Raw genomic sequence first — 19,379 nt, forward strand, 5'->3', positions numbered from 1 at the left:
GGGGTTTTTTTTTTTTTTATCTTCCCTTCTTTAACTTTTTTTTCCGCCCCCGGGCGGGGGGGGGGCGTACCCCCCCCCCCCCCGGCGCCCCTTCCTTGAGAGGAGCTTGCCAACATGAAAACCTTTCTCTGTAGGTTTTGGCAAAGAGAGGAAGGCGCCGAAATCGTTGAGTGGGTTATTGTCGCTGCCGTGCTTTTAGCCGTTGCGGGGGCTAGTTACGTTTTGTTAGGAAACTCGATAAACGGTGCCGTCAATGATGTCGGCGAGCAGGTCAAAACGGCGGTGGGATATGAAGACCCGGAGGATGGCGAAGGTGACGATGCCGGCCCCAAATAGCCCGACGCCGATCCTAGCCTATAGAGTCTTGAGATCCATATCAAAACAGCTAAAAGCTCGGGCTCACTGGGCAACACCCCGCCTTCATTGGATTCGGTGACCTTCCCCGTCTCGCCGCTCGCCTATGGCTTAGCTGCGGTTCTCGCGTTACTTGCGGCGACGATTGATCTCAAGACCCACCGCGTCCCGAATGCACTGACACTGACCTGCGCCCTGCTCGGGCTCGGGCTCGCGCTTGTCGTCGGCGGGCTTCCTGGTCTGCTCGGCGCTCTTGCCGGGTTCGCCGTCGCCTTTGGCCTACTCCTACCCGGCTATCTCCTTGGCTTCACCGGCGGCGGCGATCTCAAACTCGCCGCTGGGCTAGGCTGTTTCTTGGGGCCTGAACTCAGCCTCGCCGCCGTGTTATTCTACTACCCGCTGGGCGCTGTGGTGGCGTTGCTGTTCGCTGTTTATGCGGCGTACTCTCAGGGACGCTCGGGGCCGTTCGCCCGCTATCGGTCGATGGCGCGGACCTTGCTTCGATGTGGGCGGCTCACCTACATTAGGCCAAGCGCGAACGAATCCATGGGAGCCCGCCTGCCGATGGCCCCTGTCATCGCCTGCGCGGTCTTGGCGGCGCCGTTTCTTTTCGGTTGAGCCTTCGCCCTATCAGCATATCGCAGCGAGGAAGTCGGTCAGGTGAAACTCAGCGGCCTAGCTATCCTACTGATCGCGCTCGTGCTGGCGGCGGGGGCGGTTTTCCTCGTCAATGAGTGGCTGGATGCCCAACAGGCGAGCGTGACGGATCGGGAAAAGGCGTTGAGGGCGGAAATGGAGGCGATTGAGGCCGAGCTAGAACAGATGCGGCTTGAGGCGGCCAAGGAGCCAGAGCCGGAGACCGTGCCGATGCTATTTGCCGCAAGGGATCTATCCGTCGGCACCAGGATCGACGAAGAGGCCGTGAGTCTGCGCAATGTGTCTCCGGTGGAGAGGCCTGGGGATGCTTTCAGCAGGCTTGGTCAAGTGCTCGGCGATTTCGTGATCGAGGACATCCCCGAAGGGGAGCCGATCCTACCGACCCGTTTGACAAAAGACACAGCGCCCCCCTTTGCGGCGTATATCCCGTCTAATATGCGTGCCATAACAATCGATATCGATGACGCATCCGGTCAGCTGAAGTTGATCGAACGCGGCAACCTTGTCGATCTGCTCATCATCTCGGGCGGTTCCAGCGATGCGTTGCTCCTCAAGCGATTGGAGAATATCAAAGTGCTCGCGGTAGGCCAAAATTTCGACGAGAGTCGAATGGATGAAGTGACGCGTGGTGCCCGATCGGTGACCTTGGAGGTCACCCGCGATCAAGCCGAGTTATTGGCTCGAGCAATCGTTGTTGATAACAATAAGATAAGGCTGCTCTTGCGGAATCAAGATAGAGACGAATTTGAGAAAGAAGAAGCTATAAAAAGGTTGATCTTGATTCGCGGCTCGGAACAATGCATAACCACTGCCGGGCGGCCCTGCTGATGGACGGGAGGAGGTCATGACCGTGCAATGTTTGGGCTCTCCGTGGCGCTGGAGGCACCTGCTCGTGCTTCTGCTCATTGGCTGCTTAGCATTGCAAGTACAGGCCAATGGCGCTTTTGACTCAATGCGTCCGCGTCCGCAAAGTGATCAGGGCACGATCACCGTGCCGCTCGATAAATCGCGCGTCCTCGAACTCCCCGTGCCGGCCGCCCGGATTTCTCTTGGCAACCCCGCCATCGCCGATATTCTCTCGATCAGCGAGCGCCAGATCTACATCAACGGCAAGCGGCTCGGCACCACCAACATGATCCTCTGGGGCGAGGACGACGCAGTGCAGCGCCAGATCGGTCTGGAGGTCACCCACGATCTGCAAACGCTGAAGGAAAAGTTCCATCAGTTCTTGCCGCGCGAACAGATTCGGGTCTCCTCGGCCGGGGGCGCCATTGTCCTTAAGGGTGAGGTCTCGAGCCCATCCAAGGTCGATGCCGCCGTGCGGCTGGCCAGCAGCTTTGCTGAGGGCGGGGCTGAGGGCGGGGATGGCTCGGTCATTAACCTGCTGCAGGTTGGCGGTGCCCAACAGGTGCTGCTTGAGGTCAAGGTGGCGGAAGTGCAACGCTCGTTCGGCAAGCAGATGGGCATCGATTTCCTTGGCCACTATGATGGTGGCAGTGTCACCATCGATCTCGTCAATAATGCGTTGACCGGAATGGAAGGGGGGTTCGGTTTGCCCTTGCCATCCACTGGCGTGGCACTGAATACGCTCAGTGGCGGTAACTTCGCTGGTACCGGGCTGGCCTTGGATATCGCCCAGTCCCAAGGGCTCGCGCGCATCCTCGCGGAGCCCACCCTGACAACCCTCAGCGGACAGGAAGCCGATTTTCTATCCGGTGGCGAATTCCCGGTGCCGGTTTTTCAGAGTGGATCGGTCGAGGGTGGTTTCCAAAGCACCTCGATCGAATTTAAGGAATTCGGCATCAAGCTCAAGTTCCTGCCAATCGTGCTCGACAACGACCTGATCAGCCTCAAGGTCAACGTCTCTGTCTCCGAACTCAGTGACGAAGCCGCTGTCATCGTCGGCGCGAGCAACGTCTCGTCGGTCACGGCGGTGCCCAGCTTGCGCACGCGCGGCGCGGATTCCACGGTCGAGGTGCCGAGCGGCCAGGCTATTGCTATTGCCGGCCTGCTCAGCGAGACCTCCCGCAGCAGCGGCGACCGCTATCCCGGCCTCGGTGACATCCCCATTCTGGGCAGCCTGTTCCGCAGCCAGCAATTCGAGAAAAGCCAAACGGAGCTGGTGATCTTCGTCACTCCGCGCCTAGCGCGGCCGTTCGACGCTGATCTGGTCAAGCTGCCAACCGAGGATTTCGTCGATCCCAGCGATGTCGAATTCTATCTCCAAGGCCGGCTCTACGGCTCCCCAGGGCGAGATCGGCCAGACGCCGCCGTCGGGCAGGGCAAAGGCCGTCTCGGGCCGGACAAGAGCGGCTCCGAGGGTCCGTTCGGACATGATCTATAACGAGCGCCTCTAGATGAAGACCTTGATCTCCTTGCTGATCACCGCCGGCCTGCTCGCGGGTTGCGCCGAGCCCACCGTGCTTGATCCGCCCTTCGGCGAGTCCGTGCGCCACATGATCGCCGCGCAGACCACCGACCCCGCGCGCGACCCCCTCGGCTTCGATGGCGAGAAAGCCATCAACGCGCTCGAGGCTTACCGGGAAAGCACGGGGCCGCTCGAGGACCTTGGCGATTTCGGCGGAGAAGACTAACCCATGCTCGTCTCCCTTGAGCTCCTCATCGTCGGCCGCTCGTCCGAGATGGTCGAGCAGCTCACGCAGCAGCTCGCCGAGCAGCAGATGCTGACGCTCACGCCCTATGTCGCGTCCACCAACAGCTTGCCGCACGAGGCCTTGCACCCGCCACCGGATGCGATCCTGTGCTGCGTCAGCGCGGACTGGCGCGATGGCGTCTGGGAGCTGATCGAGGCGATCCCCACGCCGCGCCCGCCGCTGTTCGTCATCACATCCAATAACGACATGGACTTCCTGCGCATGGCGATGCGCGAGGGCGTGCGCGATGTGTTCACCTTGCCTCTGAAGGTCGAGGAAATCACGAATGCCGTCTCGCGCATCGTGCGCGAGGAGCGCGCCCGCCGCAGCGGCGCCGGCTCGCGCCTGATCTCGTTCATGAACTCCAAGGGCGGCAGTGGCGCGAGCCTGATCGCGGCCAATGTCGCCATCGCCATGGCGCTGCGCGCGCGTGCCGATCCGCGCCTGCTGTTGATGGATTTCGACTTCCAGTTCGGTGGCTTGCCCACCTATCTGGATCTCAAGGTACGCGACGGCCTGATCAAGGCGTTGCAGTTCGTTGAATCGCTCGACGAGGTCGCCTTGCGGGCCTATATTCAACGCCATGATAGCCAGGTGCATCTGCTCGCCGCAGCCATGGACGAGATCATCATCCCCGAGGATGTCAGCCCGGCCCGGGTCGAGGTGATGCTTGAGACCATCAACGGAATCTACAACAACATCCTGGTGGATCTCCCGCACCGCATCGATGCCACCATCGCCGCCATCCTCCAGCACTCGGATGTCATCGCCCTGGCCACCCAACAGACCATCGCCCATCTGCACGAGACCAAGCGCTTGATCTTCCTGTTGCACAAGCGTCTCAACATCGACAGCGATCGGCTGCTGCTGGTCATCAACCGCTTCGACCGGCGCGCCGAGGTGGGCCTGAGCGAGTTCCGCGATGTCTTCCCAACGCTGGCCATCCAAACCCTGCCCAATGATTACGTGCGCGCCTCCGAGAGCATCAATCTCGGTCAGCCGGTGTGCGAAAAGGCCCCAAAATCACCGCTGGGCATGGGGCTGACGCACCTCGCCGAGGTGCTGACGAGCCAGACGCTGATTTCGGACGAGGAGCCACCCGACCCGGCGCGGCAAGGATGGCTAGGCTTATTCAAGCGTAAGAAGGGCGATTGACCTAGGAGCCATCCGCATGCCCATTAGCCGCAGATTGAGGGGGTTGAGCGCCGAACCGCCGTTGACGCCACCCCAACCGACCTCAAGCCAACTCCCGCCCAGCCAGTCCCCGCCGAGGCAGATCTGGGCGCGCGCCATGAGCACGGGCGGCACCGCCCTCTCCGGCATCGAGCTGGAATGGAAGCGCAATCTCTTCGAGGGCCTGGTCAAAACGCTCGACCTCAGTCAGACCACCAACATGGAGCCCGCCGAGGCCCAGCGCCAGATTGGTGACACCTGCGAGCGGCTGATGGCGGAGAACCCGCCGCCGGTGGGGGTCCCGCAGGCCACGCGCTCGCGCATCATCGGCGAGATCCAAGACGAGATCCTCGGCCTTGGGCCGCTCGAGATCTTGCTCAAGGATCCGAGTGTTTCCGATATTCTGGTCAACGGATACTCGGATATCTATGTCGAGCGCCGCGGTAAGCTCGAGCGCACGCCGGTGGCGTTCGACAGCAACAATCACCTGATGACCATCATCGAGCGTATCGTCTCGCGCGTCGGCCGCCGCATCGACGAATCCTCACCCATGGTCGACGCGCGCCTGCCGGATGGCTCGCGCGTCAACGCCATCATCCCGCCGCTGGCGATCGACGGCCCTAGTCTCTCGATTCGTCGCTTCCCGGTCGATCGCCTGACCATGGAGCGGCTGTTAGAGAACCATGCCCTCAGCCGCCCCATGGCGCAATTCCTCGCTGCCGTGGTCGAGGCGCGGCTGAACGTGCTCATCTCCGGCGGCACAGGCTCGGGTAAGACCACGCTGCTCAATGTGCTCTCGGCCGAGATCCCGTCCGATGAGCGCATCATCACCATCGAGGACTCCGCCGAGCTGCAATTGCAGCAGCCGCACGTGGTGCGCCTGGAGACCCGTCCGGCCAACATGGAAGACAAGGGCGAGGTCAATCAGCGCGACCTGGTGCGCAACGCCCTGCGCATGCGCCCGGAGCGGATCGTCCTCGGCGAGATCCGTGGCGCCGAGGCGCTCGACATGCTCCAAGCCATGAACACCGGCCACGACGGCTCGCTCACCACCATCCACGCCAACACCGCCCGCGACGCCCTCTCGCGACTCGAGACCATGGTCGCCATGGCCGGCTTCAACCTGCCCACCAAGCCGCTGCGCGGGCAGGTCACCGCCGCCCTCGACATCCTCATCCAGCTCGAGCGCCAGCAAGACGGCAGGCGCCGGGTCATCAGCATCGACGAAGTGCAAGGCATGGAAGGCGACATGATCACCACCGCCACCATCTTCCAGTTCGAGCGCCGGGGCATCGATACCGACGGCAACGTGGTCGGCGATTTCAAGCCCACCGGTCTGGTGCCCAAGTGCTACGACCGGCTGCGCCAGCGCGGCATCCAGCTCGATGTCGGCGTGTTCAATGTCCAGGCCACCCAGCTTGGCGGCGGTCTGCATTGACGCGCGATGAGTGCGCGCACGCTCATTCTAGCCGCCGTTTTCCTCAGCGTGGTGCTGCTGCTGCTGGGGCTCGCCGCCTGGACCCTGAGCGAGGAGGCTCGGCATCAGCGGCGCCTGCGCGCGCGGGTCAGGGTGCTCGCGGGCAATGAGCTGGACGACGCGCCGAGCATCTCATTGCTGCGCCAGAGCTATCTCCAGCAGCTGACGTCCTGGGAACGGTGGCTCGAATTCTTCGGACCTCTGCAGCCCCTGCGCAAGCTGCTCGAACAAGCCGGCATGCCACGACCTGCCTATCAGTTGCTGCTGCTCATGCTCGCCTTGGCCTTGGGGGCCGGCCTTGTGGCCTGGCGGGTCTTCGAGCTGCCCATCGCCGCACCGCCGAGCGCCGCACTCGCCGCCAGCCTGCCGCTGTTGCTACTGCTGCTGCGCAAGCAAAAGCGCATGCAGCAAGTAGAACAGGAACTCCCGGATGTGCTCTCGATGCTGGCGCGCAGCCTGCGTGCCGGCCTGCCGCTGACGCAAGCGCTGAAGATCGTCGCCGACGATTTGGATGGCGTCGTGCCGGCGGAATTCGGCATCGTCTACACCGATCTCAACTACGGTGGCGAGATCCGCGTCGCCCTCGATGGCCTGAGCGAACGCGTGCCAAGCCCCACCATCGCCACCCTTAACACCGCCATCATGATCCAACGCGAAACCGGCGGTAACCTTGCGCATGTGGTCGATCAGCTCGAACACCTCGCGCGCCAGCGTTTTCGCTTCCAGCGCCAGCTCAGAACCCTCACCGCCAGCAACCGAGTCTCAGCCTGGATCGTCGGCCTCATGCCCTTCGGCCTCGCGCTCGTGCTCGAGTTGACCTCGCCCGGCTATATCACCGACCTCTACGATACCGATCTTGGCCGGCAGCTGATCTACGCCGCGCTGGGCCTGGTGGCACTCGGCGCGCTCGTGCTCTGGCGCCTGGTCAAGGTGGAGATCTAGCCACCATGGAGATGCTTGAGTCGCTTGCCGAGGCACTGAGCCGCTGGTCCGAGGAGGCCGATCTGCTGCGGCTGGGGGTGTTGGCGGGCATCGCCCTCTCGGTCTTCCTCATCAGCCTGGTCGTCGCCTTGCGCATGCGGGCCTTGTCCGATCCGGTGAAGCGCCGGCTCGATGCCCAGGCCGCCGAGTACGAGGCCGCGATCGGCGCCGTGACGCCAGCGCGCGATCCCAACACCCTGCGTCTGCTCGAACGTCTGGGGCAGGGCCTCGTACCGCTGGACGTGCGCAAGCGCGGCCGCATCGTCAGCAAGCTGACCCAGGCCGGCTTTCGCTCCAATCGCGCCGTGCCCATCTTCTTCGCCACCAAGGTCGTCGGCATGCTGGTGTTGCCGGTCGCGGTGGGCGTCAGCCTCTGGGTGTCCGGTATGGACCAAGAAACCCTGCTCATGCTCGTTGGCCTGACCCTGTTGGTCGGCATGCTGCTGCCCGACTCCTGGCTCGCCAAGCGGATACGCAAGCGCCAAACCGTCCTGCGCCGCGCGCTCCCGGAAGCGCTGGATATGATGGTGGTCTGCGTCGAGGCCGGCCTGGGGCTCACCGCCGCCATTCAGCGCGTCGCCAAGGAGATCGACCACCAGCATCCGGAGCTGGCCAAGGAGTTCAGCCTCACCATGGTGCAGATGCGCGCCGGCCTGGATACCAAGACCGCGCTCGAGGACATGGTCCAGCGCACCGGCGTGGACGAGATCAAATCCCTGGTCAACACTCTGATCCAAGCCATCCGCTTTGGCACCGGTGTCGCCACCACCCTGCGCATCTTCTCCGACGAAATGCGCGACAAGCGCCTCAAGGCCGCCGAGGAACAGGCCGCCAAGGTCGGTAACAAGATGCTCCTTCCCATCGGCCTGTTCATGATCCCGGCGTTCTTGATCATCGCCATCGCGCCGCCACTCATCTCCATTGGGAAAAGCTTCAGTGAAGGTTTCTAGACAGCCAACGCGTTGGCTTGCGCTCATCGCTAGTCTGCTGCTGCTGAGCGGCTGCGGCATGCTCTCGCCGCGCGACGAGGGAGCGCTCGAGGGCGGCGCCGGCATGCCCGAGACCGCCGCCGAGGCCATGCGCGCCGGCGACGCCGCGATTGGCCAAGGCGAACTTGACAAGGCCCTGTTCTACTACGTACAGGCCGCGCGCATGGACCCCGGCAACGCCGAGGCCTACACCCGTATTGGCGGTATCCACGAGGCGCGCGGCGACCGCCAACGCGCCGCGCTCGCCTACCGCCAAGCCCTGCAAGCCGACCCGCGCCACGCCAACGCCCTCGCCGGGCTGGGCATCCTGCTCACCCGTCAGCGCGACTATGCCGAGGCCGAAACCAAGCTGAGCGCCGCCGTGCGCGAAGATCCCAGCCTGGCGCGCGCCCACAATGCGCTCGGCGTGCTCGCCGACCTCCAGCGCGATTACCCCAGCGCCAAGCGCCATTACGAGGATGCCCTCGCGCTCGCCCCGCGCTCGCCGATGCTGCACAACAATCTCGGCTACTCGCGCTACCTGGCGGGCGACAACGCCGGTGCCATCGCCGCCTTCGAGGCCGCGCTGGAACGCAACCCCGACTACAGCCTGGCCTGGCGCAACCTGGGCCTGGTCTACGCCCGCCAAGGCCGCTACCGCGACGCGCTGCAGGCGCTCGGCAAGGTGCAAGACCTGCCCGAGGCCTACAACGATATCGGCTACATCGCCATGATCTCCGGGCGCTTGGACGATGCCGAATCCTTCTTCGACCAGGCGCTGCGGCTCTCGCCCAAGCACTACGCGCTGGCCAGCGACAACGCCGAGCGGGTGCGGACGTTGCGGGGCGATCGCTGAGTGTGAAAGCGCTTGTGAATTAGGCTGTACATTGCTTGGCATCGTCTATACTTGAGGTGCCATGAACACGCTTGACCGATCCCACATCAGACCAGCGCGCGCTCGCGCGCTCGCGCGCTCGCGCGCTGGTGTCGGCTGGACGCGGCAGCGCGGCTCGGCGCTGATCGAGTTTCCGTTCGCAGTCTTGATCCTGATGTTACTGCTGGTGATCGTGGCGGACCTCGGGCGCCTCACGCCCTGGGCGCAGCAGGTGGCCTATGCCACGGATGCCGGAGCGCAGTTTGCCTATCGCACCTACTCCCTTGATAACGGTGGATATCAGATCGATGCCACGGGGGAATCGGCGAGTTCTTCTGAGGTCGAAACAGCGATCAAGCAGCATGTTCAGGATCAGTTAGCCTTGCATGGGCTTGAGATCAGCGACGACAATATTGAGGTCAAAGAGATCTGGCGCTGTTCCAAGGCTACGTTCTCAGGCGATACGCTTACTGTCAATTATTCTGACAAGGGCAGTGGTGACTGCGGTAGTGGGGAACATGAGGTTCTGTTCATCGAAGTGACTGTTAAAGACATGATCTTCGATCCCTTCACGCCATGGATGGAACGGATCATGCCGGAAGACCTGCGCACGCAGACCTTCAGGATACGTCGGCAAATATTCTGAACAAATGGGATGCCTAGTCATCCAGCAGTGAGGTTGAGTGACACCATGGGAACCAAACGCGCCCCCCGAATCGCGACACGCCGCGCGCAGCGTGGTGTCATGTTGATGCTCTTATTATTGCTCTTTGCGGTTCCGATCATCATGATGGCGTATATCGGGCTGGTGTTGAAGCCGGGTCTGCAATTGGTCCAAAACCGGATGAGCCAGCATCAGGCCGACTATGCCGCACTCTCGCTCAGTTGGGAGTGCGCGAAGGATTCCGAGTGCAGGAAGGTCGGTCAAGGCTCGACGCTACTTCCAGACTGGCCGGCGTCTCTTGCGCGCCATGCTCGGGAGTCCGTCTTTGAGCAGGTCGCGCTCTCGGTGTTGCAGATACTTACCCTGTCTAACAGTGCCCATGCACAAGACTCCGAGTGCGAGCCGCCTGACTGTTTCACCGGTACGGCCTTACCGGCAGGTGACGGAAAGACCAAGATTCGGGTGGTCGATTCCAATCCTGATATCGATCTCAAGGCCGCTGCCGAGGCGATCGCGGAGCAGGGTGGTGGTGGTGATGCTTGTATTCATGTGCGCAAAACGAGTGGTGCCAATGTATTTGATCTAGGCCAGACGCAGGGTCCTAAAGGCGCCGTTTCACTTATTAGTGTCGATTGCGGTATCGTCGTGAGTTCAGATCACAACAATGCTTTGCGTGTTCTGCAGAATTCTTTGATCAGTGCTTGTGATAGTGACGATTATCCCAATGGCTGCGAGGATCAAGACGAGCCATCACATCAAATTCGAGTCGCAGGTAAGAGCGCGAATATTCAAGGTATTGCGGTCCCTGAGCCAACCTATAACGACGATACGATCAGTGCCGCATGTGATGAAGAAGATCCGTTTGACGATGTTGACTTGAGTGCTTGCGCTTGTTCTGTTAGTGGCACACTGTCGATCATAGAAGATGTGATAGAGAATAATGGGGAAGAATGGGATATCAGCGACAATCATCCTTGTGCTTGGAAAAATAACGATGGCGCAATAGAGTTCGATAAAGGGCTGTGTATAAGCAACGGCAACTTAGAAATCGATGATGGCTCAAATGTTGTCTTTGGTGAGGGTGCTGTTTTTATCGACGGCGACTTTCTCGTTGGACTTAACACAAAAAACAAATCAGAGAGTCCGGCTCTGGGCGTTGCTACTACAACAGAGGAAAAACCTGCTGTCTTTTATATCAAGGGTGATTTCCATATAGAAGGTAGCGCTATTGATATGGAATTTTTTGGAGAACTAGTTGCTAACACGATTGAGATTCGAGATCAGGCTAAAATTACAGTCAAACATGCCACTAAACACCCTAACCCTCCTGGCAGCTACAATTGCTCGGGCGGCACTTCCGAAAAACCCTTTATCGTCAAGTAATCCTTCTCCGTCATCCCTTACCTAGGCGCGGAACGATCATGGCCTCACGCATTCGCTTATTCAGCTCGACCACAAGGCGCAGGCGCTCCCAAGCCGGTTTCGCTCTTATCGAGACCCTGATCTTCGTTCCGACGATTTTTATTATGACGTTTCTTACTATTGAAGTTACTAATATCATGCGGGTCAATGAAAAATTGTCGTGGGTTGCAGAGAACTCAGTACGACAGGGAAGTGAGGGCATGAATGAGAATTATCGTCTAGATGGAGTCGCAACAAGCAAGACTGCTGATAAAATGATAGAAAAATTAGGTCTTTTCAATAGCCTTGATCCAAGGTCGGTAATTAGGAATACTTACGCTGCATACTGCTCTTACGGCGATGACTGCAAAGATGAAAGCAACTGGTACGGTAGGCCATTTATGAATCCAACTAGCGATTTTGTGGAAGGTGATTTAGTGCGCGTGACAGTAGCGGGCAAATATAAACCGTTCCTTGCTATCACCGAACGGTTTTTTCCTGATCTTATGATTAAAAAAACCTTCACTCGGGTGATTTCTAGACCACTTCCTGATTAGAGACATGCGTTTGCTTTGTCGATAAATTTAACACATCCTCTGGTCCAGCGAATTTTTAAACCCGTCTAGACGCCACAACTTATTGTTTTTATTTTCAAAAAAAATTTTGGCGTACAATTTGCTTATTATATAAATGTTCGCAACACACACTCACGAACTGTCTTGAAGGAGGCTGTCATGCAGTTAATTCACCAACATACAGGTTTAGGCTTAGCAACATTAGGGTTGCTGCTTTCGTCAAGTGCACATGCTGGAATAATTTCAGATTTCCATGATAGTACACATGATACGCTTGATCCTGGCGATGATACATCAAAATCAATAAATCTTGGTTTTACTGTTAATTTTTTTGGAGAGGTTCTTGAAAATCCAAATGTCACTGTCAATATGGACGGCAATCTTGGGTTTGTTGGGCCCCAATCGTTTATAGATGCGAATGGCAATCTTGGGGATACGGGGCAATCTATCATTGCTCCTTTCTTCGCTGATGTGAATACTGATGACGAGAGTGTTTTGGGGTCAGGCGGTCCTGTGACATTCGGGTCTAGCACATTTGATAACCAAACAGCTTTTGGAGTTACTTGGAGCAATGTGGGTTACTACGGTGTGGGTTTTGATGATCCTGATATAACCAATAGCTTTCAGCTTATACTGGTTGATCGTAGTGTCGAGACTGGTTTAATTGGTGATTTTGATATCGTCTTCAATTATGATGATATCTTCTGGGAATCGGGTTGGCGCTCAGGCGGGGGTGATGACCCTGATAAGCCAGGCCTCACCGGAAATTCAGCCAGTGTCGGCTTTTTTTCCGCTTCCAGCGATGATCTTTTTGAACTAGACGGCTCTGGTGACCCCGGTTCCTTCGTCAATGGCGGAACAAATGAACTCAGATCGTTCAGTTACAACGCCGGCGGTACTCCTGGGCGCCAAATCTACGAATTCCGAGGTGGCGACTTTTCAAATCCTCCTGGTCAAGACCCAAGACCTGATCCAGTCCCCGAGCCAGCTACCTTGTTCCTGCTCGGCAGCGGCCTGTTAGGTTTGTCCTTTGCCAGCCGTCGTTTCCGCAACAGCTAACCTTCCCCTTTTCCAAAAAGGCGCTCGAACGTGCATCAACCAATGCCCGTTCGAGCGCCTTTTTCTTTTATGTGAACGCGATTCGCTACGCCACCTGACCACCGCGCCTTGCGCAAGCCACATGGCGAGCGCTGCTGTTGGCCATCGGCCTCGGCCTGGCGCTCGATGTCCAATCGGTGACCGAAGGCGGCGAGGGCGCTCGATGATCGAGGCCGATCACGGCGATATGGCGCTCTACTGCGCGGTGATCGCGCGCCTCGTCGCCGCGCTCGCTTCTGTCGGTGGGGTCAGGCTGGACCCAGTCTGGGTTCCTGCTGACCCCAGGGTGAGTTCACCCTGACCCCAGGGGTGGGGCCATTCTGAGCCCCGATCGGGCGAATGGTAAAAATACACGAAATACAACCCTCCACTGAACGCGCGGCGCCCGCCCAGCACGTCGCGCGCCTGGCCCGCGCGCGCTCAGGCGCTGCGCGATGCGCCAAGGGAGCGGGGGGAGGGAGAGAAAAAATGCACACCAGGGACTCGACAGCCTCGAGCCGATGCGGCTAGGATAGGTGCCACTGTCGCGGGGGTGCTACCAACACCGCACCGCGTCAAGCCCCGACTGGATCAGAGTCGAGCGCACCAGTGGCCGGCGGTATTCTAGCAAGAAGCCTCTCCCGATGGGGTGGCATCTGCGTACCGTCTCCATCCGTGATCTCATCCGTTCAGTCGGTGGTCTCCACCCCTGTTCGCCTTGGAGATTACCGATGCCTGATTGTGCCACCGTTCCCCGCATTCCGCAGTTCGCGACCTCGCCGATCGACATTCTCAACTGGCAGCAAGCGCTGTTCGCCGAGCCGCAACTGAGCCACGCCACCCGCTGCGTGGCCACGGCGCTGTCGAATTTCATCAATTCCAAGAGCGGGCTCGCCTGGCCCTCGCTGCGCCAGCGAGATCACCCGCGTGATCGATCATCTCAACGAGCGCGCCCGTTACCTGCGCCCGGCGACGCTGTTTGCCCCGGAGAAGCTCGAAAATTATCTCTCCGAGGTCCATCAGCGCCGCGCCCAGGCCGCGCGCCATCGCCCCAGCGCCGCTTCACGCGCCGCCCAGGCACTGGCGAACCGTGCGCCCGCCGAGGCAACGCCGAGAAAACGCGAGCCACCGCCACCGCGCATGCCCCTGGAGCAGGTGAGTGCCCATCTCGACGCGTTGTATCAGGCGCTCGGCAAGCCCCAGGTTCGGGGCTGAAAGCGCGCGGCGTTGCGGCTCCATCGCCGGCCCGGATTGGGCGAGCACGAATAGACCCTTGCGATAGGCAAAGCGGCCGACGTGGTCCGGGACGACCATGCCCGGTACGACCATGCCGGCGACGGCGCCCAGTCGTTGATAGGCTCGCTACTACAGATTAGGGCTGCTGATCTTGATTCCGAAGCTGCGCTTTGAGTCGCTCGATTTCAGCGAGGGCTGCCTCCTTAGCGGCGTGTTCTTGTTCCAAAGCCGTGCGGATCTGCTGTTCGTCAGCACGCGCCTGCTTGCTTTCGGCTTGCGCCCGCTCGCTTTCGGCTTGCGCCTGTTCGATCTCGGCTTGCGCTCGCTCGATCTCGGCTTGTGCCTGTTCGATCTCGGCTTGTGCCCGCTCAATCTCAGCTTCCGCCCGCTCGTTTTCGGCGCGCCGGTCTTCTAGTTCCTGTTGGATACTGGCTTGCTGGCGCAGGTAATTTTGCCGCGATTGATAGGCATGATAAGCGCGCTCTTTCTCGGAAAAGGCTTTCAAGGTACTCATGGCTTGCTCCATCTGGGGTGTTTGCATCCAGGACGGGAGCGCTTCGCTATCGAGCGTGGCACCGTCCTTGAAGAATTTGAGCCAGCGTTCTTGCTCGGTGTCGACCCGTTCGGCGTGGAACTTGTTCAGCTCGAGTAACCAGATGCCGCCGTGTTCAACTAGGGTGCGGCCTTGGGCGTCGCGCAGGCGGAAGTCGTGCAGATAGGTATCAGGGTCGGTCAGGAGGTCGGCGGCGAGCAGCCAGATGGCATAGGTGGGCTTGAGCTGGGTGTAGGGCTCGCCGCTGCTCAGCTGGGAACTGTAGAGATCGGCCCAGCCGTAGCTGATGCGCACTGGAAGGTCGCGATAGGCGAGCAGTTGGATCTCGATTTGATACAGCTGTCCGCGTTTATCACGGGCTTTGACATCGACGATGCTGAGCTTGTCGTCGAGGAACTCGCGTTCGTTGTAGGGGTTGAGGATCTCGACTGCGGTGATCGGCGCGGGCAGATCCGATCCCAGCATGGCGTTGAGGAAGTGGATCAGCAGCGCGCGGTTGGTTTCGGCACCGAGGAGGGCCTTGAAGACGCAGTCGATCTTGGGGTCGATGGGGTGGCGCATAGGTGCGGTTTAGCAGCGAGCGAGTTGATGTCACCAGGTTCTGGGCTGAAAGCACGCGGCGTTGCGGATCTCCATCGCCGGTCAGTTGCTGGAACCATCACGACGCTCAAGCCAATCCGCAAATTCCGCCAAGGATAAGATAGGAATGCGAAACTGCGATTTGGCGGCCTGAAGATCACCATCTCCGCTCACCAAGACATCGGCCCGACCCAAGATAGCCAAAGTGAAGAACATGAGGTCGTCCGCATCACGGATGTCCGGCAAACCCTCGGGAGTCTGTTCGATCCTGACCGTATTCACATAAGGCAAATAGTCGCCGAGTAACATTTCTTGTTCATCCCGGCTCAGCTTGAATTTAGGATAGTTCAGCACACGGAGCAGTTCGCCTACTGTTTCTTGGCTGGCCAACGCAATGAAACGTTTCGCTTGCCATGCTTCGCGGAGCCAAGTGCATCGACCGCGCGAAAAGATCAAGGCTGACACCAAGCAGTTGGTGTCGAGCACGACGCGGGCAGGGCTCATGAACGCTTTCTTGCCCAGGCAATCGCCTCATCGACATCTGCGGGCGTGATCCCAAGTGCCTCCAACTTGGATCGCACGGCATCGGCTTGCTGGAGACGAACCGGCGTCAGGATGATCTTCCCGTTTTGCGCGGTCACATCATAGTAATCAGCCTCGCCAACCATCTGCACGATCGCTTTCGGTAAGGTGACCTGGTTCTTGCTCGTGCGTTTGGCAATCATCGCAGCCTCTTGAGGCAAGTAAGGAAGTAAGGATTATGGAAAATAGCAGATCCAACTGCTGTTCTTCAACTGAGCGTGCCGGTTATCTACGCTCGGCAATGCCGAGTCCTATCGCGCCGAGAGGATGCCGATCCATCTGATCGGCATCGCATTCAGCCGCAAGCAGCGCGGGGTGGTGGCGTTCGAGACCGAGACGCTGGTTCATGGGCAATATTCGCCATCGTCCGTTCCTCTCGCCAGTGTTTGAAGAAGGTGATCCAGGCGCGCAGCGGGCCGGGTGCGAGGCCCAGCCGATCGGCCTTTTTGAGTTCGATCAGGTTCTGAGCGCCTTTGCCGTCTGCTTTAGTTGATCCCGACAAGAAGTCGAGCAGATGCAGCCCAACTTCGTGTTACCAGGTTCTGGGCTGAAACTGCGCGTCGTTGCGGATCTCCATCTCGCTGTTCGTCCCAGCGCCGAAGCTGTTGGGTCATTGTGATGGCATTTGGCGCTGGGTGTCGACCGGCGACGCGAGATTGCGGTCGCGCGTTTGGCTATCAGCATCAACGGTTTCGGGGCAGCAATGGACAGGGCGAGCTGCTTTGCCCGGCATCACCCTCATCGAGCGCGCGCTGCAACTCGGCTTCAGAGAGCGGCGAGAGGAGGGGCGTATTGCGAAGGGCGTCGATCATGGGGCCTGCTCACGATGGTCGTGGGTCAGGGTCTCGGCGATGGCGGTGGAATCAGACATGGGGGCCTCCGGTGGCCTGGGGTTGGGTGTCGTCCGCGAACTCGGTAACCACCTCAAGGGACGCCCCTGTCGGGTCTACCTATCCGGATGTGATGGTGGTCTGTGGCGAGCGCGCCTTCCACGACGGTCGGCGTGATGTGATCACCAATCCGACCCTGATCGAGTCCGAACTGTCGCTGAGCGAGGTCTATGACAAGGTGGAACTGCCAAGCGCTCCGACTCCAAGCACGCCAAATCCGACCGCGCCATCGGTGTAGACAAGGCCGCTTCTTCATCGGCGGATCAGAACCAGAACTCCGGATAGCGCCGCCCGCTGCTGAGGTTATTGACCAGCAGCGCGACTAGCAGCATCAGCAGCGCGCCAAAGGTGACCGGGATCAACACGAACAGATAGCCCATCGCATGCACTTGCTCGGAGCCGATCACGGCGATCAGCGCGGTCGCACCACCCGGAGGGTGCAGGGTGCGGGTCAGATGCATCACCGCAATTGCGGTCGAGACCGCCAACGCCGCCGCCAGCCAGGGCAGCAGTGGGCCGAGCAGCAGCCAGGCCGAGACACCGATCAGCGCCGAGAGCGCATGCCCACCGATCAGATTGCGCGGTTGCGCCAGCGGGCTGCGTGGGGCGCCATAGAGCAACACCGCCGAGGCACCGAATGAACCGATGAGCAGTAGGCCGTCTGTTGGCGTGAGTCCGATGGCCTCGAGCCAGACAGCCGGATTCGTCCCCTGGGTGCGGATCGCCTCGTTCAGCCAGGCCACCAAGGCGATGCCGAGGAAGCTGCCCAGCCAGGACCAGAGCACCTCGATGCTGCTGACCCGGGGCAGGGCACCGCGCGTGGAACCGCGCATCTTGCGCAGATAGCCAGCGAGCGCGCCGGCCAGGCGCTGTCCCGGACTGAGGCGCCGCCGCTGATGCGGGGCGCAGGTGCGCAGATGCTGGTGGTGAAGATCCTGGAGGGGCCTGCTCGGCGTCATGATCCCTCCCTAAGGTGGCAGGCGTGCAGGAAGTCCTTACGCAGCAACAGGCCACGGAGACGGCCAACCGTATCCACCACCGGCAGGCTCTTCAGCCTCTGTGTCACCAGGGCTCGCGCCGCTTCACCCGCCAGCTGGGTCGGACGCAGCGGCTCGATGGCGGTGCACATCAGCTGGCCAGCCTTCACTTGGGTGAATAGGCGCTCGCTCGCATGCTGTTCCGAAGCTGACATTGTGGGGTCAGTGCGTCTCTCATCGGCACTTTTGACTTCCTTAGTGCTCGCCCTTGGTACGCAGCAATCCGGCGAGGCGGTTGCCCTGCTTCTGCGGGCCGCCGCGCGGGAACAGCTGGTGCAGGTAGCGGTTGCTGCCGCGCTCGCGATCCCAGACGACGCGGAAGTGAGCGATCATGTCGCGCACCGATGCCTGAGTGCCGTGGCACGCATAATGGGCCCGCAGCCAGCGGATCAGCTCCCAGTGCTCGGCGCTCAGCGTCAACCCTTCCTCGGCGGCCAGGGCGCGCGCAAAATCCTCCGACCAGTCTTGCGGATCGACCAGGTAGCCCTCGCTGTCGAGTTCGACGCGCTGGTCGCCGACCGGTAGCCACTGTGTGCTCATGCCCGGATAGGCATTGCGCCCGCTCGGCAGCTCGCCGGGACCACCCTTGGAATCCAGCTCCGGCTGGGTGATCGACCAGAGTTCGATCGGGATCTCGCCCGCGAGCCGGCCATCGTAACGCTGCAGTCCGGAGACCAGGATGCGACCGCTGCTCGGTGGCAGATCGAAGCGCGCGACACCGGCGCGATCGGTCAGCACTGCGGGCGTCTCGCTGCCATCGGCATCGAATTGCAGCACCACCGGAGTGCGCTTCAGGGGTTCATGGGTCGCCTTCATCGAGACCTTCACTGCGATCATCGTCAGTTCTCCTGTGCTCTTTCAAGTCTGGCAGCGGCGCCGCGTCTCTGTTCGATAAGCTAGTCCTGATATTCAGTTCAGACAAGCGAAAGTTATTTGACTTTAGTATCGGATTTATCGATATTAGATGCGTGATTGGCAGCTATGACCGCGAGGCAAACTGATCTCCAAGCCGAGACCGACGCCATACAGACGAACGATGAGTCACTTTGCGACACAGAACCTGCAGTCGCCAACGCCTCCCAGAGGCGCTCGCAACAGATTCGGGGCACGCCGCCTGGCTTGTGGCCTTGGCGTTACCCCTCTAACAACGCTTGAGAGGACATCATGGGGCTGTTCGATTGCTAGCTGCCGTCTCAAACAGCAGCGACACCCATCGTCTGGTGGATCGTCTGAACCACAGCCGGATGCAGGCCGGTCTTTTCAGCGAACTGCCGCAGGTAATCGCGTTCTTGGGGCGATCATGGCGAGCGCCCCGCCCGACACTGCGCCTTTGACGGCGTCGCCGCCGCCGCCGAGCAGCGACCCCTTGGCCGCCTCCAGAAGCGAGCCGAGCATTCCGCCCGCGCCTGCCGTGCCACCTCCGGTCAATTGCCCAACATTGGCCTGCAGATCCTGCAGCGCATTGTCCATACGCTGCTGACCCGATGGGCCAAGGTTGTTTTGAATAACAGATCCAAGCAAATCAGCAAAATTCGCCATGGTGGTGGTCCCCATTGATTCAATGATCAAGCAGCGCGAATCATCGAGCATGCCGCTTCCTGATTAGCAAGCTTCTTCAGCCAGACGAAGCCAGCGCGCAGGACGCGG

Annotated in this window: 25 protein-coding genes; 18 read left to right on the forward strand and 7 right to left on the reverse strand. The window is 60.2% G+C overall.

Features of this window, described 5'->3' with window-relative positions:
• Positions 1–114: 114 nt before the first annotated feature.
• From AC54T3_RS15950 to AC54T3_RS16025, 16 genes are all read left to right on the forward strand, one after another.
• Positions 115–336, forward strand: coding sequence for a Flp family type IVb pilin (locus AC54T3_RS15950; RefSeq protein WP_496626302.1), 222 nt, complete (start codon positions 115–117; stop codon positions 334–336).
• Positions 337–432: 96 nt separating this feature from the next.
• Positions 433–972 carry an A24 family peptidase gene (locus AC54T3_RS15955; protein WP_496626303.1) on the forward strand — a complete coding sequence of 180 codons (540 nt, stop codon included), beginning with the start codon at positions 433–435 and terminating at the stop codon, positions 970–972.
• A gap of 42 nt (positions 973–1,014) precedes the next feature.
• The gene (gene cpaB, locus AC54T3_RS15960) at positions 1,015–1,839 is read left to right on the forward strand and encodes a Flp pilus assembly protein CpaB (RefSeq protein ID WP_496626304.1); all 825 of its coding nucleotides are present in this window, start codon (positions 1,015–1,017) and stop codon (positions 1,837–1,839) included.
• A 124-nt stretch (positions 1,840–1,963) separates the two neighbouring features.
• Positions 1,964–3,355 carry a type II and III secretion system protein family protein gene (locus AC54T3_RS15965; protein ID WP_496626305.1) on the forward strand — a complete coding sequence of 464 codons (1,392 nt, stop codon included), beginning with the start codon at positions 1,964–1,966 and terminating at the stop codon, positions 3,353–3,355.
• Between the two features lie 13 nt (positions 3,356–3,368).
• Positions 3,369–3,605, forward strand: a complete 237-nt coding sequence (locus AC54T3_RS15970) for a hypothetical protein (protein WP_496626306.1) — start codon at positions 3,369–3,371, stop codon at positions 3,603–3,605.
• Between the two features lie 3 nt (positions 3,606–3,608).
• On the forward strand, positions 3,609–4,820 hold the full coding sequence (locus AC54T3_RS15975; protein ID WP_496626307.1) for a CpaE/TadZ family protein: 1,212 nt from the start codon (positions 3,609–3,611) through the stop codon (positions 4,818–4,820).
• A 136-nt stretch (positions 4,821–4,956) separates the two neighbouring features.
• Positions 4,957–6,276: a TadA family conjugal transfer-associated ATPase gene (locus tag AC54T3_RS15980; RefSeq protein ID WP_496626308.1), complete on the forward strand. Its 1,320-nt coding sequence runs from the start codon at positions 4,957–4,959 to the stop codon at positions 6,274–6,276.
• A gap of 6 nt (positions 6,277–6,282) precedes the next feature.
• Positions 6,283–7,257: a type II secretion system F family protein gene (locus AC54T3_RS15985; protein ID WP_496626309.1), complete on the forward strand. Its 975-nt coding sequence runs from the start codon at positions 6,283–6,285 to the stop codon at positions 7,255–7,257.
• A gap of 5 nt (positions 7,258–7,262) precedes the next feature.
• Positions 7,263–8,246 carry a type II secretion system F family protein gene (locus AC54T3_RS15990; protein WP_496626310.1) on the forward strand — a complete coding sequence of 328 codons (984 nt, stop codon included), beginning with the start codon at positions 7,263–7,265 and terminating at the stop codon, positions 8,244–8,246.
• Complete coding sequence (locus AC54T3_RS15995; RefSeq protein WP_496626311.1) at positions 8,233–9,120, forward strand: tetratricopeptide repeat protein; 888 nt, start codon at positions 8,233–8,235, stop codon at positions 9,118–9,120. The genes AC54T3_RS15990 and AC54T3_RS15995 overlap by 14 nt, the downstream gene beginning before the upstream one ends.
• Positions 9,121–9,181: 61 nt before the next feature.
• On the forward strand, positions 9,182–9,784 hold the full coding sequence (locus AC54T3_RS16000; RefSeq protein ID WP_496626312.1) for a hypothetical protein: 603 nt from the start codon (positions 9,182–9,184) through the stop codon (positions 9,782–9,784).
• Positions 9,785–9,829: 45 nt separating this feature from the next.
• A complete protein-coding gene (locus tag AC54T3_RS16005; protein WP_496626313.1) occupies positions 9,830–11,185 on the forward strand; it encodes a hypothetical protein in 1,356 nt (451 codons plus the stop codon).
• A gap of 38 nt (positions 11,186–11,223) precedes the next feature.
• The gene (locus tag AC54T3_RS16010) at positions 11,224–11,760 is read left to right on the forward strand and encodes a TadE/TadG family type IV pilus assembly protein (protein ID WP_496626314.1); all 537 of its coding nucleotides are present in this window, start codon (positions 11,224–11,226) and stop codon (positions 11,758–11,760) included.
• Between the two features lie 177 nt (positions 11,761–11,937).
• Positions 11,938–12,837: a nidogen-like domain-containing protein gene (locus AC54T3_RS16015; RefSeq protein ID WP_496626315.1), complete on the forward strand. Its 900-nt coding sequence runs from the start codon at positions 11,938–11,940 to the stop codon at positions 12,835–12,837.
• Positions 12,838–13,039: 202 nt separating this feature from the next.
• Complete coding sequence (locus tag AC54T3_RS16020; RefSeq protein WP_496626316.1) at positions 13,040–13,177, forward strand: hypothetical protein; 138 nt, start codon at positions 13,040–13,042, stop codon at positions 13,175–13,177.
• A 605-nt stretch (positions 13,178–13,782) separates the two neighbouring features.
• Positions 13,783–14,070: a hypothetical protein gene (locus tag AC54T3_RS16025; RefSeq protein ID WP_496626317.1), complete on the forward strand. Its 288-nt coding sequence runs from the start codon at positions 13,783–13,785 to the stop codon at positions 14,068–14,070.
• 157 nt (positions 14,071–14,227) lie between these two features.
• Here the strand turns inward: AC54T3_RS16025 and AC54T3_RS16030 are convergent, their stop codons facing one another.
• The 3 genes from AC54T3_RS16030 to AC54T3_RS16040 form a co-directional block, all read right to left on the reverse strand.
• Positions 14,228–15,205, reverse strand: coding sequence for an Rpn family recombination-promoting nuclease/putative transposase (locus AC54T3_RS16030; RefSeq protein ID WP_496626318.1), 978 nt, complete (start codon positions 15,203–15,205; stop codon positions 14,228–14,230).
• A gap of 81 nt (positions 15,206–15,286) precedes the next feature.
• Complete coding sequence (locus tag AC54T3_RS16035; protein WP_496626319.1) at positions 15,287–15,727, reverse strand: putative toxin-antitoxin system toxin component, PIN family; 441 nt, start codon at positions 15,725–15,727, stop codon at positions 15,287–15,289.
• On the reverse strand, positions 15,724–15,948 hold the full coding sequence (locus AC54T3_RS16040; protein ID WP_496626320.1) for an AbrB/MazE/SpoVT family DNA-binding domain-containing protein: 225 nt from the start codon (positions 15,946–15,948) through the stop codon (positions 15,724–15,726). Before AC54T3_RS16040 ends, AC54T3_RS16035 begins: the two co-directional genes overlap by 4 nt.
• A 203-nt stretch (positions 15,949–16,151) precedes the next feature.
• Here AC54T3_RS16040 and AC54T3_RS16045 point away from each other — a divergent pair, with 203 nt between their 5' ends.
• Both AC54T3_RS16045 and AC54T3_RS16050 read left to right on the forward strand, forming a co-directional pair.
• Complete coding sequence (locus tag AC54T3_RS16045) at positions 16,152–16,298, forward strand: hypothetical protein (protein ID WP_496626321.1); 147 nt, start codon at positions 16,152–16,154, stop codon at positions 16,296–16,298.
• 404 nt (positions 16,299–16,702) lie between these two features.
• Positions 16,703–16,933, forward strand: coding sequence for a hypothetical protein (locus AC54T3_RS16050; protein ID WP_496626322.1), 231 nt, complete (start codon positions 16,703–16,705; stop codon positions 16,931–16,933).
• Positions 16,934–16,958: 25 nt separating this feature from the next.
• Here AC54T3_RS16050 and AC54T3_RS16055 read toward each other — a convergent pair whose 3' ends face one another.
• From AC54T3_RS16055 to AC54T3_RS16070, 4 genes are all read right to left on the reverse strand, one after another.
• Positions 16,959–17,528 carry an HPP family protein gene (locus AC54T3_RS16055; RefSeq protein ID WP_496626326.1) on the reverse strand — a complete coding sequence of 190 codons (570 nt, stop codon included), beginning with the start codon at positions 17,526–17,528 and terminating at the stop codon, positions 16,959–16,961.
• A gap of 122 nt (positions 17,529–17,650) precedes the next feature.
• Positions 17,651–17,887, reverse strand: a complete 237-nt coding sequence (locus AC54T3_RS16060; protein WP_496626323.1) for a CBS domain-containing protein — start codon at positions 17,885–17,887, stop codon at positions 17,651–17,653.
• A gap of 40 nt (positions 17,888–17,927) precedes the next feature.
• Positions 17,928–18,569, reverse strand: coding sequence for a TusE/DsrC/DsvC family sulfur relay protein (locus tag AC54T3_RS16065; protein WP_496626324.1), 642 nt, complete (start codon positions 18,567–18,569; stop codon positions 17,928–17,930).
• A gap of 423 nt (positions 18,570–18,992) precedes the next feature.
• Positions 18,993–19,322, reverse strand: coding sequence for a hypothetical protein (locus AC54T3_RS16070; protein ID WP_496626325.1), 330 nt, complete (start codon positions 19,320–19,322; stop codon positions 18,993–18,995).
• Positions 19,323–19,379: the final 57 nt, after the last annotated feature.

This window comes from Halochromatium sp. NSM3 (assembly GCF_059621085.1).

Coding starts and splice junctions, on each gene's coding strand:
- AC54T3_RS15985 (WP_496626309.1), top strand. CDS start 6,283: ATGAGTGCGCGCACGCTCATTCTAGCCGCCGTTTTCCTCAGCGTGGTG.
- AC54T3_RS15990 (WP_496626310.1), top strand. CDS start 7,263: ATGGAGATGCTTGAGTCGCTTGCCGAGGCACTGAGCCGCTGGTCCGAG.
- AC54T3_RS16040 (WP_496626320.1), bottom strand. CDS start 15,948: ATGATTGCCAAACGCACGAGCAAGAACCAGGTCACCTTACCGAAAGCG.
- AC54T3_RS15950 (WP_496626302.1), top strand. CDS start 115: ATGAAAACCTTTCTCTGTAGGTTTTGGCAAAGAGAGGAAGGCGCCGAA.
- AC54T3_RS16020 (WP_496626316.1), top strand. CDS start 13,040: ATGATCGAGGCCGATCACGGCGATATGGCGCTCTACTGCGCGGTGATC.
- AC54T3_RS15975 (WP_496626307.1), top strand. CDS start 3,609: ATGCTCGTCTCCCTTGAGCTCCTCATCGTCGGCCGCTCGTCCGAGATG.
- AC54T3_RS16045 (WP_496626321.1), top strand. CDS start 16,152: ATGGGCAATATTCGCCATCGTCCGTTCCTCTCGCCAGTGTTTGAAGAA.
- AC54T3_RS16070 (WP_496626325.1), bottom strand. CDS start 19,322: ATGCTCGATGATTCGCGCTGCTTGATCATTGAATCAATGGGGACCACC.
- AC54T3_RS16060 (WP_496626323.1), bottom strand. CDS start 17,887: ATGTCAGCTTCGGAACAGCATGCGAGCGAGCGCCTATTCACCCAAGTG.
- AC54T3_RS16035 (WP_496626319.1), bottom strand. CDS start 15,727: ATGAGCCCTGCCCGCGTCGTGCTCGACACCAACTGCTTGGTGTCAGCC.
- AC54T3_RS16030 (WP_496626318.1), bottom strand. CDS start 15,205: ATGCGCCACCCCATCGACCCCAAGATCGACTGCGTCTTCAAGGCCCTC.
- AC54T3_RS15980 (WP_496626308.1), top strand. CDS start 4,957: ATGAGCACGGGCGGCACCGCCCTCTCCGGCATCGAGCTGGAATGGAAG.
- AC54T3_RS16010 (WP_496626314.1), top strand. CDS start 11,224: ATGGCCTCACGCATTCGCTTATTCAGCTCGACCACAAGGCGCAGGCGC.
- AC54T3_RS16005 (WP_496626313.1), top strand. CDS start 9,830: ATGGGAACCAAACGCGCCCCCCGAATCGCGACACGCCGCGCGCAGCGT.
- AC54T3_RS16015 (WP_496626315.1), top strand. CDS start 11,938: ATGCAGTTAATTCACCAACATACAGGTTTAGGCTTAGCAACATTAGGG.
- AC54T3_RS16055 (WP_496626326.1), bottom strand. CDS start 17,528: ATGCGCGGTTCCACGCGCGGTGCCCTGCCCCGGGTCAGCAGCATCGAG.
- AC54T3_RS16000 (WP_496626312.1), top strand. CDS start 9,182: ATGAACACGCTTGACCGATCCCACATCAGACCAGCGCGCGCTCGCGCG.
- AC54T3_RS15965 (WP_496626305.1), top strand. CDS start 1,964: ATGCGTCCGCGTCCGCAAAGTGATCAGGGCACGATCACCGTGCCGCTC.
- AC54T3_RS15970 (WP_496626306.1), top strand. CDS start 3,369: ATGAAGACCTTGATCTCCTTGCTGATCACCGCCGGCCTGCTCGCGGGT.
- AC54T3_RS16065 (WP_496626324.1), bottom strand. CDS start 18,569: ATGATCGCAGTGAAGGTCTCGATGAAGGCGACCCATGAACCCCTGAAG.